Here is an 18,869-nt window from a genome sequence, read left to right on the forward strand (position 1 = left end):
AACCAGGAAAAGAGGATGAGGAGACATGAGACCTCGATGGATGGTGCTGGCGCTGGCCCTCACCGTGGGCACCGGACTGGCGGCGCCAGAGGCGTTCGGCTCGCAGACGGAGAAGGCCCCGGCGGCGGACGCGGCGCCGATGCCGGACAACGCAATAGCGGCCGACGCGCCCCTGATGGGCTGGAGCGGCTGGGGCTTCCTGCAGCGGGACCCCACCGCGGGAAAGTTCAAGGCACAGGCCGACGCCCTCGTCTCCAGCGGGCTGAAGGACCTCGGCTACGACTACGCCAACATGGACGACTTCTGGTACAAGTGCCCCGGGAGCCAGGGCCCCGACGTGGACTCCAACGGCCGTTGGGTGACGGACGGTTCACTGTTCCCGGGCAGCGGCTCCAAGGACGGCATGGAAGCCCTCGCGGACTACGTGCACGGCAAGGGGCTGAAGTTCGGCCTGTACGTGACGCCGGGCATCTCCGCCCAGGCGGTGGCCAAGAAGGCGAAGATCAAGGGCACGTCGTACACCGCGGACCAGATCGCCACGTCGAGCAGCGCGAGCAACTTCAACTGCAAGGGCATGCGCAACATCGACTTCAGCAAGCCCGGGGCGCAGGAGTTCATCGACTCCTGGGCGGACCAGTTCGCCGGCTGGGGCATCGACTACCTGAAGCTGGACGGAGTCGGCCCGTCGAAGACGGACGACGTCAGGGCCTGGTCCAAGGCCCTGGGGAAGACCGGCCGTCCGATCGCCCTGAACCTGTCCGCCAGCCTGTCCGCGTCCTCCACCTGGTCCGAGCTGTCGAACTCCTGGCGGATCGACGGTGACATCGGCGCCAGCCCCAGGGGCCAGAGCTTCCCGCTCACCAGCTGGGCGAACGTGTCCAAGCGGTTCGACGACGCGGCCAAGTACCAGCCGTACGCGGGGAAGGCCGGGTGGAACGACCTGGACTCCTTCGGCGTCGGCAACGGCGACAACGACGGCATCACACCGCCCCAGCGGCAGACGAACATGGCGCTGTGGGCGCTGGCCGCCTCCCAGTACATGCTGGGCGCCGACCTGACGCATCTCGACCCGGGCGACAAGGCGCTGCTGGCCAACAAGAGGCTCATCGCGATCGACCAGGACGGCATTCCCGCCGCCCGGGTCATCAAGAGCGGCAACGAGCAGGTCTTCGCCAAGCGGGAGAAGAACGGCACCTGGTACATCGGTGTGTTCAACACCGACACCTCCTCCAGCCACACCTTCAGCCTTCCGCTGGACCAGCTCGGGCTCAGCGGCTCGGCGAAGATCACCGACGTGATCAACAACGACAAGCCGCTGGGTACCGTCAGCACCTACACCACCAGCGTGGCCCCCGGCGGAGTAGCCCTCATCGCGGCGGTCCCCACCTCCGGGACGGGTGGCACCGGCGCCCTGGTCAGCGCCCAGTCCGGCAAGTGCGTCGACACCGACGGCGGCAACGTCTACCTCCCCGGAACCAAGGAGCAGATCTGGGACTGCAACGGCGGCCTCAACCAGCAGATCTCACCGACCTCCACCGGTGAACTGCGCACCATGGGCGCCACGGAGTGCCTGGACGTCTACGAGAACGGAACCACCCCCGGAACGAAGGTCTCGCAGTGGGACTGCCACGGCGGGACGTCCCAGAAGTGGACCGTGAGGAGCGACGGCACCATCGTCGCCCAGAAGTCCGGGCTGTGCCTGGACGTGAAGGGCGCCAAGACCGCGAACGGCACCGAGCTGCAGTTGTGGACCTGCAACGGCGCGGCGAACCAGAAGTGGAGCTGGGACCGGGGCTGATCCGGATCCCGGTGCCCCGGCCGCCGGCCGGGGCACCGTCGGATGCGGAGCGGCTCCCACGCGGCGGACGGGCCGCAGGAGAGGTCCTCCTCGGCGTGGAAGACCGTGCAACATGTCAGTGGGAACAAGGTCGCCGTGAGCTCCGCCACGGTGTGGTCTTGCCATGCCTGGCCGGCCATGGAATACGTACCCGGTTCATCGCGCGAACTTTGTCTCACCGGACAAGTTCCGTGAGTAGGCTGCCGGTATGGAGTACGAGACCCCAACAGCCTGGCCCGTACGTCGGAGCATGCCGGACCTCGCCACCCTCGACGCCCCGACCCACAGCACCGTCATCGCCGCCGTCGCGCGCCTGCGCACCCTGCACGACGTCTTCGGGGACCGCCTGGTCCCGCTCATCCGCCGGCACCTCCCGGGTTACGCGGTGCTCCCGGACGCGGAGATCCGGTCCTCCGCCCGGCGGTTCATGGACATCCTCGTCTCCGAGCTCGCCTCCCTGCGCGTTCCCGACGCGGCCCTGCGCGAAATGCTCCGCGGTTACGCGGTCGAGCGGGCCGCCCAGGGTGTTCCGCTCGACGTGCTCACCATCGGCTACCAACTGGGCTCCCGGGAGATGCTCGCCCTGCTGGACGAGGTGGCGGCCGAAGTGGGTCTGCCCCCCGACCTCCTGCTCGCGGTGCATGACAGCACCTGGGAGTTCTCCAACGAGGCGTCCGCCATCTTCGCCCGGGTCCAGCACGATCTCGCCCTGGAGCGCGCGCACTTCGACGCCGAACGCCGCTCGGCCTTCGCGAGCGGTGTGCTCGGCGGGACCTTCCCGGCCGAGCGGATCAGCCGCGACGCCCACCTCTTCGGTCTCGCGCCCCAGGCCCACCACGTAGCCCTCGCCGCGCAGGCCGCGTCGACGGGCGAAGCCGACGCGGTCCGCCGCGCCGTCGCCTCCGTCCTATGTGTGCCGGCCGATCGGCTGCTGCTCGCCCAGGTCGGGTCGGTACTCGGCTTCATCGCGCCGAGGGCACCCGAATCCATCGCCGGTCACCTGGTCGCGGCCGGTCCGCCGCTCCCGCTCGACGAACTCGGCGCCGGGTTCGACGAGGCGGTGCTGGCCCTGTCGACCGCGCGGCGGTTCGCCATGTCGGGCCTCGTGCGCCTGGCGGACCTCGGGCCGCGACCGCTCGTACTGTCCGACGCGCACACCGCGGAGGGGCTCTGCGCACGCCACCTGGCGGCACTCGACGCCGCCGGGCGTTCCAGCGGCGAGATCGAGCAGACCACACGCGAGTACCTCGAACGCGACCAGGACGTGCGCGAGGTCGCCGCACGGCTCGCCGTGCACCCGAACACCGTCCGATACCGGGTGAACCGGTTCCAGGAACTCACCGGACTCAACCTGCGCCGCACCGAGGACCTGGTGACCTCGTGGTGGCTGCTCAACCGCCGCCGCACCTGAGTCCGGACGGTCCGCCCGCGCCGGCCGGCGCGGGCGGATGCCGGTCAGGGCAGGTTCCACTTCTGAGCGTTGGTGCCGTTGCAGGCGTAGATCTGCACCTGGGCACCTCCTTCGGTGGAGGCGGCCGGAATGTCGAGGCACTTGCCCGAACCCTGGTTGAGCAGCGCGCCGTTGGACTGCGGCTTCCAGACCTGAGCGCCGGAACCGTTGCAGCCGTAGATGCCGACGGGGGTCTTGTCAGCCGTGCCGGCGGCCTTGACGTCCAGGCATTTGCCCAGGACGCGGAGCGTGTCGTCCGAGCCCACGGTCCACTGCTGGGCCTGGCTGCCGTTGCAGGCGTAGGTCTGCACCGGGTTGGAGTCGGCGGTGTCCGCCGCACGGTCGTCCAGGCAGAGCGAGGACGACAGCCCGGAGGTGACCGGCCCGGACCTGCCGGGCTTCACCACGGACCACACGAAGGTGGTGCTGCCCTTCGCTCCCGTCCCGTCGGTGGCGGTGACCGTGACCGTGTTCGTGCCGGCCGATGTCGCCTTGCCGGAGATCACCCCGGTGCCGGAGTCGATGGAGAGACCGGCGGGGAGCGCGGAGGCGCTGTAGGTGAGCTTCTGCCCGGAGGCCGAGTCGGAGGCGTGCATCGCCAGCGTCGCCGAGTTGCCCGCCAGGCTGCTCATACCGGCCGGGTTGCTCACGGTGACGGAGTTGCCGGTCGAGGTGGAGGCGACCTTCAGCGTGCCGTCGAGCTTGCTGCCCGCGGACGAGCCGCCGACGTAGATGCCGTAGTTTCCCTTGTCGGCCGCCCATGCGTGGGCCTGGGTGTCCCAGTGCGACAGGTCGCGCATGGAGACGGGGAAGGCGACCTGCTTGCTCTCGCCCGGCTTCAGGTCCACCCGCTGGAAGCCCTTGAGCTGCTTTCCGGGCTCACCGGCGGCGGGCGAGGTGACGTAGAGCTGAGCGACCTCCGCGCCCGCGCGGCTGCCGGTGTTGGTGATGGTGGCCTTCACCGTGGAGTCGCCGTGCGCGTCGGGTCCGCTGATGCCCAGGCCGCCGTACCCGAACGTGGTGTAGGACAGCCCGTAGCCGAACGGGAAGAGCGGTTCGACGCCCTTGCTCTCGTACCAGCGGTAGCCCATGGCCAGGCCCTCGCTGTAATGCACCTGGTCCTTCTGCCCCGGCCACTGAGCCGCCGTGTTGGCGGGTACGTCGTTGAGCGACTTCGGGAACGACACCGGGAGCTTGCCGGACGGATTGACGTCGCCGAAGAGCAGCGAGGCGATCGCGGTGCCCTCGCTCTGTCCGGAGTACCAGCCTTCGAGTACTGCGGACACCTTGTCCAGCCAGGGCATGGTGACGGCCGAGCCGGTGTTGAGTACGACGACGGTGTGCGGGTTGGCCGCGGCCACCTGCGCGATCAACTGGTTCTGGTCACCCGGGAGTTCGATGTCCTTGAGGTCGGAGCCCTCCGATGTGTCGGTCTTGGCGAAGACCACCGCGACCGAGGACTTCCTGGCCAGCGAGACGGCTTCGGTGATCGCGCTGTCGGTGTAGTCGGCCGGCGTCCAGGACAGGCTGAGCCGGCTGTCCTGGGACTTGTTGTAGTAGTCGACCTCGATCGGGACGGACTGTCCGGCGGTCAGGCTGACGCTGGCCGACCGGGTCTGTTCGGCCTGGTCACCCCACTGGTCGACCAGCTTCTTGCCGTTCAGGATCAGCCGGCTGCCGTCGTCGCTGGTGGTGGCGAAGGTGTAGACGCCGGTCGCCGGGGCCTTCAGCGTGCCGGTCCACTTCGCCGACCAGTTGCTGGAGTTGACGCCCTGGCCGGGGCTGGAGCCGTTCCAGTTGTAGTCCAGGCCGGTGGTGTTCTTGGTGAGCACCGGTGAGCCGGAGAGATCGGTGTTGTTGTAGAACTGCCCGGTCAGACCGTTCCCGCTGCCGGAGGCCGGCTTCAGCGCTCCCGCCGGTATGCCGGCCAGCGTGGACTTGGCCGTAGAACCCTGCGCGTACTGGACGTTCACACCCGAGCCCGCCCGTGCGGCGATGCCCTGCTGCGGGGACACCACGGAGTCGGCGTGTACGGAGGCGCTGCCGCCCCCGGAGTTCTGCCAGCTGCCCAGGACGGCGACCGATGATCCCTTGGTGGCGCTGAGCGGGAGGACGCCGGAGTTCTTCAGCAGCACAGCGCCCTTCTGGGCGACCTCCGTGCCCGTCGCGACGTGGTCCGCGGTGCTCACATGGGTGCCGGTCGAGCCCGAGGGCGCCTTGTCGAACAGCCCGAAGGTGAACATCTCCGTGAGGATGCGCCCCACCATCGTGTTGAGGGTGGACTGCTTGACGGAGCCGTCGGCCAGCGCGGTCTCCAGCTGGTCACCGAAGTAGTTCCGGCTTCCCATCTCCATGTCCATGCCGGCGTTGGCCGACCCGGCGGCCGCGTGGGTGGCGCCCCAGTCGGCGGTGACGAAGCCCGTGAAGTCGAACTGATCGCGCAGGACGGTGGAGAGCAGATTCTTGTTCTGGCAGGCGTAGTCACCGTTGACCGTGCTGTACGAGCACATCACCGAGGACGGCGCACCCTTCCGCACCGCAGTCTCGAAGGCCGGCAGATAGAGCTCCTGCAGCGTCCGCTCGTCGATGGAGACGGCGTCGCTGGGACTGTTGCGGTAGGTCTCCTGGTTGTACACCGCCAGGTGTTTGAGCTGGGCCATCACACCTTGGCCCTGCACGCCCTGGATGACCGACGTGCCCATCGCCCCGGCGAGGTGCGGATCCTCGCCCATCGTCTCGAAGGCCCGGCCGAAGCGGGGGTCGCGGACCAGGTTCACGGTCGGACCGAGATCGACCTCGGAGCCCTTGCCCGCCTGCTCGGCACCGACCACCGCCCCGTACTCCTTCGCTGCGGCGGTGTCCCAGGTGGCTGCCGCGCTGACGGCCGACGGCAACTGCGTCACGCCGGTGAGCTGCTGGCCCACTCCGGACGGGCCGTCCTCCAGATCCAGCTCGGGCACGCACAGCTCCGGAATCGCCCGGACCACACCGGCGTACGTGTTGCTGCCGGTACCGGCGACCATGGACAGCTTCTGATCCTGGGACATCGCACCCAGCAGCTGCGACACCCGGTCGGCGACCGGCGCGCCCGTCCCGACCCAGGGACACCGCGCGCTCGCGGCGACGGCCGAGGGTGCGCTGTCAGCCTGTCCGGCGAGTCCGACCATCAACAGAGTGCCGCCGACAGCGGCACTCAACCAACGGTTCCTTAACATGAGATTTCTCCGTTCAGCACACTGATGACGTGGCCGTCCGCAGGTCAGGACGGCCTGACGGGCGGGAATGCCGTTGCGGTCACGGCGTGATGGTGACGAGAGCCTGATCGGTCGGTCCCGCTGCCTTGCCTGCGGCGATCGTGGTACCGGTCGTCGGGGGAGCCGGCCGAGCCCGGCCGTACTGGCCCGCTGGATGAAGATGCTCTCCACTCAGAGAACGGGCGTTGCACAGTGTGCAGTTGTGTTTCTTTTAAGGTCAAGGTGAAAGACAAAGAAACAGTTATCAACACTTGCTGGCCCGGCAGTCAGCCGCAGGTGGCGGCGCATTTCGCAGGTTGCGTTCATTCATGTGAACTCTGACGCTGGATTCGGGCTGGTCGAGTCCGGCGTCATTGCCTCGTCCGGCAGGGTTGACCGCCGAGTTGGCCGGGCCTACCGTCACGTCCTGCAACGTTCATACTGCAGACGAATGTTCATATCCTTGAACTTCCTGAGTCAGGCTCAGCTGCCTCCGCCGTGCGTGTGAGACAGGCGCCACCCAGGAGCCCCCCACTTTCCACGGAGGCACGTCATGAACGAACTTCCAAGTCGGCGACTGGTTCTGGGAACCATGGCGGGTGGAGTCCTCGCCGCGCTCGCCTCGGGCGGTGTGGCTGCCGCCTCGTCGGCGGCGGTGCAGAGTTACACCCCGCCCGCCCGGCGCGTCCGGCTCGGCCTCAACTCCGGATGGCTCTTCCACAAGGGCGACGTCACCGGAGCCGAGGGTCCCGGCTTCGACGACAGCGCCTGGGACTCCCTGAGCGTCCCGCACACCTGGAACGCGCAGGACGGCGCCGACGGCGGCAGCTACTACCGGGGCGTCGGCTGGTACCGCAAACGCGTGACGGTTCCGGAGAACCTCTCGGGAATGATGCTCTTCCTCCAGTTCGCCGGGGTCAACCAGGTAGCGGACGTCTGGGTCGACGGAGTCCACCTCGGTACGCACGAGGGCGGCTACGCCCGTTTCCGGTTCGGCGTCACGGAGGCCTTCACGCCAGGGGAGAGCGGTGTTCTGGCCGTGAAGGTGACGAACGCGCCCAACCCCGACATCGCACCGCTGGGCGCGGACTACACCTTCCAGGGAGGCATCTACCGCAACGTCAGCCTGCACGCGATCGACAGACTCGCGGTGCGGATGCTCGACTACTCCGGGCCCGGCGTCTATCTGCGCCAGCGCAGCGTCACGAGTTCCTCGGCGACCGTCGATGTGAAGGCGACCCTGTTCAACAACAACAGCACCGGCCGCTCCGTGGTGGTGCGTGCCGTCGTCACCCACGCCAACGGCACGGTCGTGGCCGACCGGAGCACCGCGCCGCAGACGCTCAAGGCCAACAGCGGCATGGACGTCGTGCAGACGCTCACGATCGCCAACCCGCGCCGGTGGAACGGCCTGGCCGACCCCTACCTGTACCGCGCCCATGTCGAGATCCGGGACGCCGCCTCCGACACCGTCACGGACGTGGTCACCGAGCCGCTCGGCCTGCGCAGCTTCAGCCTCGACGCCGCAGACGGCTTCCGACTCAACGGAAACCACCTGAACCTGCACGGAGTCAACCTGCACCAGGACCGCGCGGACGTCGGCTGGGCCGTCACCGATGCCGACCACGAGCAGGACTTCGCCCTCATCAAGGAGATCGGTGCCACCGCGGTGCGGATGGCGCACTACCAGCACGACCAGAAGGACTACGACCTCGCGGACGCCGCGGGAGTGGTGGTGTGGGCGGAGATTCCCCTGGTGGACGCCATCACGGACTCGGCCGCGTTCACGGCGAGCACCCAGACCCAGTTGCGTGAGCTGATCCGGCAGAACTACAACCATCCGTCGATCGTCTTCTGGGGGATCGGCAACGAGCAGCGCAGCGACAACGCCCCCACCAACAAGCTGCTGGACCAACTGGCCTCGCTCGTCGAGAGCGAGGACGCGGAGCGCATCAGCACCTACGCCAACAACCTCGGCAACGACGCCGGGGTGGCCGGCCATGCGGAGACGACGGCGTACAACAAGTACTTCGGCTGGTACGGAGGCTCCTACAACGACCTGGGCGGCTGGGCCGACGGCCTGCACAAGGACCTGCCGGAGCGCAGCTTCGCCGTCTCCGAGTTCGGCGCGGGAGCCAACCCCGACCAGCACGCGCTCAACCCCTCCGCACCCAGCTCGGGAGGCTCGTTCCACCCGGAGGAGTACCAGGCCCTGCTGCACGAGGCGTCCTGGAAGCAGCTCGCCGGCCGGCCCTTCGTCTGGGGCTCGTTCGTCTGGAACATGTTCGACTTCGCCTCCGACGGGCGCAACGAGGGCAGCCGGCCCGGAATCAACGACAAGGGGCTGGTGACCCGCGACCGGAAGATCCGCAAGGACGCCTTCTACTGGTACAAGGCCAACTGGTCCGCCGTGCCGACTCTCCACATCACCAGCCGTCGCTGGACCTCGCGCACCGACGCCGCGACCGAGCTGAAGGTCTACTCGAACGCGTCGGAGGTCACCGCCGTGCTCAACGGCGCGTCGCTGGGCAAGCGGAGCAGCGCCGACCGCACCTTCAAGTGGACCGGCGTGAAGCTGCGTTCAGGAGCCAACACCGTCACCGTGACGGCCTCGATCGACGGGGCGACGCACACCGACAGCGTTACCTGGAACCTGGATTCCGGTGTGCCGGCTGAAGGCTGACCACCCTGACCGGGCGCCCCTACCTCCATCCGCTGCGTACCCTGACCGGCGGTCTCGTCTCCGGCTACCGGCCCAACGACCATCGCTGGCACAAGGGCCTTCAGCTGGCCGGCGCCCATCTCTCCGGTCAGAACTTCTGGGGCGGTGACTGCCTCCCGGGGAGAGTTTCGGCTGCCGCTACCGCGTTGTGGTCGCGGACGGTGCCTGGGACCGCGCCCACGCCGAGGCCTACCTCGGCACCCACCGGTGGTAAGTGCCGTTCACCCGTTCTGGGCGGCAGCACCAATCAAGTGACCTAGTACGCCGTCCAGTTGGTCCCCACGACAAGTCTTGTTGGAGTTCTGTTCATTTTTGTGCGGACCGTTGACGCTCAATCCAACAGGTCTACACACTGTGCCGCACTGCCCCCACAGAAGGAGTTCGCCATGTATGGGAGCAAGCTCAGAAGTCCACGCCTCCTACTCATGTACATGCTCGCGGTCGCCCTCGCCGCTGTCGTCCTCCCCGCGGCTCCCGCCCGCGCCGCCGCGGCCACCACGTGGACGGTCACGGGCCCCTCCGCCGACGCGCCGGTCTCCGCACAGGTCAGCCTCGGCGGCGACGACGGAGTGTTGCGCCTCGCGGTCTCCCGCCAGGGAGCAGCCGTACTGAACCCCGCCCCGATCGGGATCGAGACCACGGCCGCCGATCTGACGAAGGGCCTGTCCTTCACCGGGCGCAAGGACCGGACGGTCACCGAGTCCTACACGATGACGACAGGTAAGAAGCGCTCGCGGAAGACCGACTACACCGAGACGACCCTCTCCTTCACCGGCTCCGGCGGTGCACGGCTGGACGTCCTGGTGCGGGTGTCGAGCACCGGCGCCGCATACCGGTACGTCCTGCCCGGCTCCGGGAGCGTGACGGTAAAACGGGAGGCGTCTTCCTGGGAAGTGCCGGCATCGGCGAAGGCCTGGCTGGTCCCGGCCCATCGCGAGGATCAGGGACAGTGGGTCAGCACGACCGCGGGCGGCGCTCCGGCCAACGACTACGCCGTACCCGCTCTGTTCCAGGTCGGTTCGAGTTACGCGCTGCTGGCCGAGACGGACATCGACGGCCGTTACGCCGGCAGCCGCCTGACACACCGGGCGGGGTCCGGGAACTACAGCACCTCGATCACCAACGCTCCCGTCACCGCGGCCCTGCCGCTGGCCACGCCGTGGCGCACCGCCGCCGTCGGGGACCTGGCAAGCGTCACCGAATCCACGATCGTCGACGACCTCGCGCAGCCGTCCAAGGTGAGCGACACCTCCTGGATCAAGCCGGGCGCATCCGCCTGGTCCTGGCTGACCGAGCACTCGAGCCCTTCGGACCCCGCCCGCCAGCGCAAGTACATCGACTTCGCCCAGCACCACGGCTGGGGCTACGTCCTGGTCGACGAGGGCTGGCAGTCCAGCTGGATGCCGGACCTCGTGAAGTACGCCGACGCGCGGGGCGTCAAGGTGATCGCCTGGTTCAACTCCTCCGGCCTCCAGACGGCCGAGCAGCGTGACAAGTGGCTGCCCCTCGTCAAGAGCTGGGGCGTGGCGGGAGTGAAGATCGACTTCAGCTACGAGTACACCCAGCCCACCCTCAAGTGGTACGACACCGTGCTCGCGCAGACCGCCCAACTCAAGCTGCTGGTCAACTTCCACGGCTCCGCCACGGAGCGCGGCATGCAGCGAACCTGGCCGCATGTCATGACGGGTGAGGCGGTCTACGGCGCGGAACAGCAGAACAACCGGGCCGCCCGCAACACCGTGCTCCCGTTCACCCGCAACGTCATCTCCAGCATGGACTTCACTCCCGTCGTCTTCAGCATGAACAATCGGGACACCACCGACGCCCATGAGCTGGCGACCGCCGTGGTGTTCGAGTCGGGCTGGCAGCACTACGCCGACAACCCCGAGAGCTACCAGTCCCGGCCCGAGGCGCTGCGCATCCTCGATCAGCTCCCGACGGCCTGGGACGAGACGCGGCTTCTCGCCGGCACCCCCGGCCAGGACGCCTACATGGCTCGCCGGGCGGGCGGCAAGTGGTACGTCGGCGGCATCTCGTCCGTGTCCGCGAAGAAGTTCCAGACATCGCTCGGCTTCCTCGGCGACGGCCGGTGGCTCCTGGAGACCGTCCGCGACGGCTCCGGCCCGCTGGTACGCGAGACCAGGGTGGTCTCCCGCACGGACACCCTGTCCGTGGCGATGCAGCGCAATGGCGGCTTCGCCTCGGTCCTGTGCCCCTACACGGAGGCCATGACGACCTGCGGTTCCTCCGATACCGACGGGGTGCTCAAGGGCCAGGAGTCCGGCCTGTGCGTCGACGTGCCGGACGGTACGCAGACCAACGGGACCGACGTCCGGCTCGCGGACTGCAACGGCGACAACAACCAGCTCTGGACGCAGAACCCGGCCAAGCAGCTCCGGGTGTTCCCCGGCAAGTGCCTGGACGTCGACGGCGGAGCGACCGCCGACGGCACAGCGGCCCAGATCTGGGACTGCAACAACACCGGCGCCCAGACGTGGACGGTGAGGGACGACGGCTCCGTGCTCAACCCCGCCTCCGGCAAGTGCCTGGAAGCCCGTGACCACGGTACGGGAGCCGGTACGGGGCTGGTGATCCGTGGCTGTGACGGCGGAGCCCAGCAGAAGTGGGCGCGCGGCGCGGCGACCGGAGCGCTGAAGGGGCAGGAGTCCGGTCGCTGCCTCGATGTGCCCAACAGCGCGACGGACAACGGAACCCGCCCGGCGTTGTGGGACTGCAACGGCGGAGCCAATCAGACCTGGACGTCCACGGCCTCCAACCAGCTGCGTATCTACCCCACCGAGTGCCTGGACGTCCGCGACGGCGCGAGCGCCGACGGAAGCGCCGTCGTCATCACGGACTGCACGAACGCGACGAGCCAGAGGTGGCGTGTCATGGCCGGCGGTTCGATCGTCAACGTGGCGTCCGGCAAGTGCCTGGACGCCTACGACCGCGGCACGACGAACGGCACTCAGGTGATCATCTGGCCGTGCAGCGGAGCCGTCAACCAGAAGTGGAACCGCGGCTGACCTGTCCTGTCGCCCCAGAAACAGGAACAGGAACAGGAACAGGAACACAGGAACAGAACGACTCGCTTCCCCCCACGGAGGTCCAGACACCATGACCATCTCACGACGTCAGTTCGGTCTCGGAGCGGCGGCAGCAGTTCTCGCTGTGCCGCTGATCGACCGGATGGGCAACCGGAGCGCGGACGCCGCCGAGCCGGCGGCCGCGGCGACCGTCACGACGTATCCCACTCCTTCCTACTTCAACGAGAGTTCCTCCTATTCGCTGAAGGTGGAGTCGGACGAGATCGATGTCGTGAAGAACTTCGGCTACTCCTGGGCGCGGTTCTCGTACTCCGGAACAGCCGAATTCACCGTGACCGCGAAGGAGGACATCGATTCGTATGACATCAGCCCGCACAGCTACGGGGTAAAGGCAACCACGAACGGCAGGGACCTCACCTTCTCCCTCTCCCAGGAGGAGTCGCGGTACCTGGTCATCAAGATCAACGGTCTGGAGAACCTCGCCATCACGGCCGACCCGCTGGAAACGGGGAGGCCGTCGCCCAATGGTCGCGAGGTGAAGAGCATCAACGACTACTCGGGCGTCGACAACACGGGCGGCAAGTTGATGACTTCGATCATCCAGGACGCCATTGACGACGCGAACGCCCGCGACGGCGGCGGCACGGTCTACTTCCCGAACGGCGTGTACAAGTTCTCCCAGATCGAGCTCAAGAGCGATGTCACGCTCTACCTGGCAGCCGGTGCCGTGCTCCGCGGATCGGAGAAGCTCAGTGACTACGACTGGACCGGTGACCACTTTCGCGCGGCGAACATCCGTATCAACGGAGCGTCCGATGTCGCCATCACGGGAAGGGGGATCATCGATTCCAACGGGAGCGCACTGACGTCAGGAGACAGCGGGCCGAACCGCGAGAACATCGTCTCGTCCTACAAGGGTTCCAACGGGAGCAAGCCGAAGGGGCTGACCTTCGAAGGGATCACGCTGAGGGACGGGACGACCTGGAACTTCAATCTCCAGAGCTCCACCGACGTAAAGATCCACAACGTCAAGATATTCAACAACGACACCTGGATCCACGGTGACGGATTCGATCTCGTCACCACGTCGCATGCGGTGGTCGACCAGTGCTTCGCCTACACCGGGGACGACGCGTTCTGTGCGAAGGGCTCGGCCGACGACACGATGACGGACGTCGTATTCCAGAACTCGGTCGCCTACACCAGGTCCGCCGGCGCGAAGGTGGGAATGCAGGGGGCCTCCGACATCAGTGACATCTGGTTCAAGAACATCGACGTGATCCAGGGGTACCGGGGCGTGAGCGTGGACCACGACCAGGGATCCGGAAGCTGGACGGACCTTCACTTCATCGACATCCGGACCCAGAAGATCTATGACAACGGAACGCAGGGGCAGTTCAGGACGGCTCCGATCCTCATCTGGACCGAGGAGAAGGACGGAGTGGGTCCTGTGAGCAAGGTGGAACTGACCCGCTGCAGCTTCGAGGACATAGAGGACTTCCACTCCATCATCCAGGGGCATGACGAATCGAGCAGAGTCACCGACGTGACCATTACGGATCTGACGGTCAACGGCGAACTGATCGAGAAGGCCTCGGATGCCTTGATCGACATCAAGGAACACACCTCCGACATCACATTCGCCACCTCCTGACGAGCTCGTGCCAGGAAAGCGGTGGGAGCCCGCCGCCCACGAACTCGTCATCGCCCAGCCCCACTCTCGCGGGACAATCCTCAGGAGCCGCACATGTTCAACGAACGGCATGATCTCAGACGACGCATGGCGGCTTCGGTCGCATCCTTCACACTGACCGTCGGTGGCCTGGCAGGCGCGGCCGCGGTGACCTCGGGAGTCACTGTCGGCGTGCAGGCCGCCACCGTGGCGGCCGCGCCGCAGGCCGCCGCGGTCGAGAACGGCCTCGCCCGGACCCCGCAGATGGGGTTCAACAACTGGAACACCACGGGCTGCGGATCGCAGTTCAACGAGGCGATGGTCAAGGGCATCGCTGACCTCTTCGTCTCCAAGGGCCTCAAGGCCGCCGGTTACACCTACGTCAACCTCGACGACTGCTGGGCGCTGCCCTCGCGGAACGCCTCCGGCAACCTGGTACCCGACCCGGTGCGCTTCCCGAACGGCATCAAGGCCGTCGCGGACTACGTCCACTCCAAGGGGCTGAAGTTCGGCCTCTACTCCAGTGCGGGCACCAAGACCTGTGCGGACAACGGCTTCCCCGGCGGTCTCGGGCACGAGAAGCAGGACGCCGACCAGTGGGCCTCCTGGGGCGTGGACTACCTGAAGTACGACAACTGCAACAACACCGGCGCCGATGCCAAGACCCGTTACACGACGATGGGCGACGCGCTGAAGGCCACCGGCCGTCCGATCCTCTACAGCATCTGCGAGTGGGGCTCCAACTCGCCCTGGAACTGGGCGCCGGCCATCGGTAACTCCTGGCGCACCACCGGAGACATCAACGACACCTGGTCGAAGATGATCGAGATCGCCCACAAGAACCAGCCACGGGCGCAGTACGCCAAACCCGGTGCCTGGAACGACCCGGACATGCTGGAGGTCGGCAACGGTGGCATGACCGACACCGAATACCGCACCCACTTCAGCCTCTGGTCCCAGATGGCCGCGCCCCTGCTCATCGGCAGCGACATCCGCAGCGCGAGCCCGGCGACGTTCACCATCCTGGAGAACAGTGACGTCATAGCCGTCGACCAGGACCCCCTGGGCAAGCAGGGCACCGTCGTCTCGTCCTCCGGCGGACACGTCGTCATGTCCAAGCAACTGGCCAACGGCGACCGGTCGGTCACCCTCACCAACGAGAACGGTTCCGCCGCCACCGTCAGCACCACGGCCGCCGAGGCCGGGCTGCCGGCGGCGTCCTCGTACCGGCTCGCCAACCTGTGGTCCAAGGCGGTGTCGTCGACGAGCGGCACGATCAGCGCGTCGGTGCCCGCGCACGGCACGGTCATGTACCGGGTCTCGGCCGGCACCGGCAGCAGCACCGGCACGACCCATCCCCTGATCAGCGCCTCGTCCCAGCGCTGCCTGGACGCGGAAGGCGCTGAGACGGAGCCCGGCACCAAGATCGAGATCTGGGACTGCAACGGACGCCCCAACCAGGCCGTGACGCTCACCGCCGCAGGTGAACTGCGGCTCTACAACGGCTCGCAGTGCCTCGACGCCTACGACAAGGGGACCACCCGGGGCACGGCGGTGCAGCTGTGGACCTGCAACGGCGGTGCCAACCAGAAGTGGAGGCTCAACCCCGACGGATCCATCACCGGTACCCAGTCGGGGCTGTGCCTCGATGTGACGGGTGGCGACAAGCCGGCAGGGAACGTCAACGGCGCCGCGCTGGAGCTGTGGACCTGCAACGGGGGAGCCAACCAGAAGTGGAGCCTGGGCTGATCGCCTCCGATCGCCTCTGATCCGGCCGGATCCGGACAACCAGGCACCTCAGAGGCCGTGGACGTGACGGCGCGGCTTCGAGAACAGCAGACCCACCCACTCAGGCATGGGAGACACGATGAAGCGCGAACAGATCAAACGCAGGACCGTGCTCGCGACGGCAGCGGGCGCCCTGGCCGCAAGCGCGGTCACCGCTCTGCCGCAGCGCGCCCTCGCGGCCGGTGGCGAAACGGAGCGGCTCGGGGACTACGCCAAACACAGCGTCGAAGGCGGCCGGAGCGTCACCGTCACCAGCGTGAGCGGACAGCGGCTCCGGCTCACCGCGTACGGAGACCAGATGGTCAGGGTGAGCGCGGCCCGCGCCGAGGAGGACTTCTTCTCCGACACCCGCTACGAGATGGTGCAGCCGGAGAGCCATACCGCTCTCGGCGGCAGCCTCAAGGTCACGGTCACCAACGACACGCTGGAGATCCGCACCGCCGCGGCCGACGGTCTGCGCATAGTGCTGCGCAAGAAGCCACTACGGCTGGAGTTCTACTCCCTGGCCACCGGCGCCCTGCTGACAAGGGAGGACGCCACACGCGGCATCTCCTGGAGCGGGGCGAACAACACCGTCGTCACCGAAGCGTTCGTCCCGCCGTCCTCCGGTGAGCGCTTCCTCAAGGCCGGACACGGCATGCTCGGCCGCACACCGCGGCTCGACCGCACCGGTGACACGGTCTCCCACAACTACGCCGACGCCTCGGCCAAGAACCCGGACAACCAGGCACCGGCCATCGTGCCGTTCTACCTGTCCGACCAGGGATACGGCGTCTTCTTCAACACCACGTTCGACACGACCTTCCACTTCGGCGGGGCGAACGGGTACGGATTCCTCGCCGACGGGCACGACTCCGGCGGGGTGAGCCCCCAGCTGGACTACTTCCTGATCAACGGCCCCCGGTTCGCCCAGCTCCTCGACCGCTACACGCAGCTCACCGGCCGTCCGAGGCTGCCTCAGCGATCCGTGTTCGGGCTCCAGCTCTCCGACAAGAACTTCGCCGACGTGAGCGACCAGAACTGGTGGCGGGAGAAGATCACCCAGCACCGCGCCGCCGGCTTCCCCTTCGACCACCAGGTCAATGACAACCGCTGGCGCGAGGGCTCGGGCTCCTGGTCCGGATCGTGGTTCGAGTTCAGCCACGACCGCTGGCCCGACCCCGCCGGCTACCAGAAGTGGGCCGCCGGGAGCGGCGTCACCGTGACTCTGGACTACAACCGGAACAACACCAATGAGATGGCGGGATGGAAGGGGGGCCCGCCGCCCGGATACAGCTTCGCGACGGCTGACCTGAAGGACGTGAAGGAGAACAACGCCGTCCCCGACTGGAGCAACCCCGACACCCGCGCCTGGGTGTGGAAGGTGTTCTGGGACAAGGCCCTCAACCCGGCGCTCAAGTACCCCGGCGACGCCTTGTGGATCGATGAGGTCGACGACCTCGGAGCGATCCCGTACACGGCGAAGACGGCTGATGGCCGCCGCTGGGCAGAAGAGCGCAACGCCTACTTCCTGAACGTGCACAAGGCAGTCGGCAAGGAGGGCTGGGACCCCGACAAGAGCGGGCACATCGGAGCCGCCAAGCGCCCCTGGAACTGGAGTCGTGGTGCCACCGCGGGCCAGCAGCGCTACGGGCACTACTGGACGGGCGACATCCGCTCGACCTACGACGAGATGCGGAACCAGATCCGGGGCATGCAGACAGCCGGTCTGGGCGGCTTTCCCTTCGCCAACATCGACGGCGGCGGCTTCGGCGACGGCAACCTGATCTCCGACGCGTTCTACCGCAACTGGCCCGCAGGCTGGTCCAGCCTCGCACCGATCTGGCGCCCCCACGGCACTGCCTCGACCAAGGACCGGGGCAAGCTGGCGTCGCGCTGGCCGCTCGACCAGGGCACCCAGGCGCGGGCGGACTTCGCCAAGTACGGTCAACTGCGGTACGGACTGATGCCGTACATCTACACGCTCGCCCACCAGGCCAACGCCACCGGCATGCCCATGGCGAGGGCCATGGTGATCGACTATCAGGACAGGCCGCAGGCCTACACCCACGACCTGCAGTACATGTGGGGTCCCTCGCTCCTCGTCGCCCCTGTCACCTCCGACGGCGGGAGCGTCCAGCAGATCTGGCTGCCGGCCGGAACCACCTGGTACAACTTCTGGGCGGACATCAAGCACACCGGCTCCGACAGCGCGGACCTCCCGTACACCACCCGCACCGGGGAAACACCGCTGTTCGTCAAGGCGGGCGCCATTCTGCCCAGGTACCCCTACGCGCAGAGCACCGCCTACCTCACCGGGCGGCAGCTGGAGATGGACGTCTACGCGGGGGCCGACGGCGCCTTCGAGGTCGTCGAGGACGACGGGGTGACCGAGGCGTACCGGACCGGCAAGAAGACAAGTACCACTCGTCTCACCTACACCAACGCCTCCAAGCGTGTCGTCATCGCCCACCCGAAGGGCACGTACGAGGGCGCGCCCGGCAAACGGCGCTACGTGATCCGCATCCACGGCCTGGACGCACCCGTGGGAATGCGGGTCAACGGCGGCGCCACCCTGCCCGCCTTCACCAGCGAGGCAGCGGCCCTTCTCAGCGAGAAGGGAGCCGGCAGCGTATGGGACGCGAAGGCGAAGGTCCTGAGCGTCGTCACGCCGGAGATTCCCGTCGCGGAGGGCGGCGGCAACGCCGCCACCGTCGAACCCAGCGGTGGCGCCTTCCCCGCCGTCGGAGGCGGCACGGTCTACCAGGCCGAGAGCGCACGGCTCGACAGCACCTTCGCCATCGACACGAGCCACCCCGGTTACACCGGCACCGGATACGCCGATTTCACCGGCACATCCGCGGACGGATCGACCATCGCGTGGACGGTCTCCGCCGCGACGGCCGGCACGAAGCGACTCCTCGTCCGCTACGCCAACGGAAGCGACAGGGACCGCCCCGTGACCGTCGACGTCAACGGCAAGAAGGCCGGCACCCTGGCCATGGCACCCACCGGCAGCTGGGACACCTGGGCGACTGCCTCCGTCACCGCGGACCTCCCGAAGGGGGACAGCATCACCGTCCGTGCCGTCCTCACACAGGCTCAGGGCGCCAACATCGACAGCCTGACCCTGCTGTAGCG

The 18,869-nt window shown here is 67.7% G+C and carries 8 protein-coding genes and 1 pseudogene; 8 read left to right on the forward strand and 1 reads right to left on the reverse strand.

Going from position 1 to position 18,869, the window contains the following annotated elements; all coding sequences use genetic code 11:
* Window positions 1–25 precede the first annotated feature (25 nt).
* The gene (locus tag OG892_RS36985) at window positions 26–1,798 is read left to right on the forward strand and encodes an RICIN domain-containing protein (protein WP_371631359.1); all 1,773 of its coding nucleotides are present in this window, start codon (window positions 26–28) and stop codon (window positions 1,796–1,798) included.
* Window positions 1,799–2,045: 247 nt separating this feature from the next.
* Complete coding sequence (locus OG892_RS36990) at window positions 2,046–3,248, forward strand: helix-turn-helix domain-containing protein (protein WP_327340364.1); 1,203 nt, start codon at window positions 2,046–2,048, stop codon at window positions 3,246–3,248.
* Window positions 3,249–3,292: 44 nt separating this feature from the next.
* Here OG892_RS36990 and OG892_RS36995 read toward each other — a convergent pair whose 3' ends face one another.
* A complete protein-coding gene (locus tag OG892_RS36995; RefSeq protein ID WP_371631360.1) occupies window positions 3,293–6,484 on the reverse strand; it encodes a glycoside hydrolase family 3 C-terminal domain-containing protein in 3,192 nt (1,063 codons plus the stop codon).
* Between the two features lie 589 nt (window positions 6,485–7,073).
* On the opposite strand from OG892_RS36995, the gene OG892_RS37000 reads away from it, so the two are divergent.
* From OG892_RS37000 to OG892_RS37025, 6 genes and pseudogenes are all read left to right on the forward strand, one after another.
* The gene (locus OG892_RS37000; protein ID WP_371631361.1) at window positions 7,074–9,203 is read left to right on the forward strand and encodes a glycoside hydrolase family 2 protein; all 2,130 of its coding nucleotides are present in this window, start codon (window positions 7,074–7,076) and stop codon (window positions 9,201–9,203) included.
* Window positions 9,204–9,217: 14 nt separating this feature from the next.
* Window positions 9,218–9,355: pseudogene (locus OG892_RS37005) on the forward strand (DUF6807 family protein); the annotation flags it as partial.
* Window positions 9,356–9,667: 312 nt separating this feature from the next.
* Window positions 9,668–12,268: a glycoside hydrolase family 97 catalytic domain-containing protein gene (locus tag OG892_RS37010; RefSeq protein ID WP_371631362.1), complete on the forward strand. Its 2,601-nt coding sequence runs from the start codon at window positions 9,668–9,670 to the stop codon at window positions 12,266–12,268.
* A gap of 91 nt (window positions 12,269–12,359) precedes the next feature.
* Window positions 12,360–13,943 (forward strand): glycosyl hydrolase family 28 protein, encoded by a 1,584-nt coding sequence (locus OG892_RS37015; protein WP_371631363.1) that lies wholly within the window; start codon window positions 12,360–12,362, stop codon window positions 13,941–13,943.
* A gap of 126 nt (window positions 13,944–14,069) precedes the next feature.
* Window positions 14,070–15,710 (forward strand): ricin-type beta-trefoil lectin domain protein, encoded by a 1,641-nt coding sequence (locus OG892_RS37020; protein ID WP_371631752.1) that lies wholly within the window; start codon window positions 14,070–14,072, stop codon window positions 15,708–15,710.
* 106 nt (window positions 15,711–15,816) lie between these two features.
* Window positions 15,817–18,867, forward strand: a complete 3,051-nt coding sequence (locus OG892_RS37025; RefSeq protein ID WP_371631364.1) for a TIM-barrel domain-containing protein — start codon at window positions 15,817–15,819, stop codon at window positions 18,865–18,867.
* The last annotated feature ends 2 nt before the right edge of the window (window positions 18,868–18,869 follow it).

This window comes from Streptomyces sp. NBC_00341 (genome assembly GCF_041435055.1).
Taxonomy (GTDB): Bacteria; Actinomycetota; Actinomycetes; order Streptomycetales; family Streptomycetaceae; genus Streptomyces.

Coding starts and splice junctions, on each gene's coding strand:
- OG892_RS36990 (WP_327340364.1), top strand. CDS start 2,046: ATGGAGTACGAGACCCCAACAGCCTGGCCCGTACGTCGGAGCATGCCG.
- OG892_RS37025 (WP_371631364.1), top strand. CDS start 15,817: ATGGGAGACACGATGAAGCGCGAACAGATCAAACGCAGGACCGTGCTC.
- OG892_RS37020 (WP_371631752.1), top strand. CDS start 14,070: ATGGCGGCTTCGGTCGCATCCTTCACACTGACCGTCGGTGGCCTGGCA.
- OG892_RS37000 (WP_371631361.1), top strand. CDS start 7,074: ATGAACGAACTTCCAAGTCGGCGACTGGTTCTGGGAACCATGGCGGGT.
- OG892_RS37015 (WP_371631363.1), top strand. CDS start 12,360: ATGACCATCTCACGACGTCAGTTCGGTCTCGGAGCGGCGGCAGCAGTT.
- OG892_RS37010 (WP_371631362.1), top strand. CDS start 9,668: ATGTACATGCTCGCGGTCGCCCTCGCCGCTGTCGTCCTCCCCGCGGCT.
- OG892_RS36985 (WP_371631359.1), top strand. CDS start 26: ATGAGACCTCGATGGATGGTGCTGGCGCTGGCCCTCACCGTGGGCACC.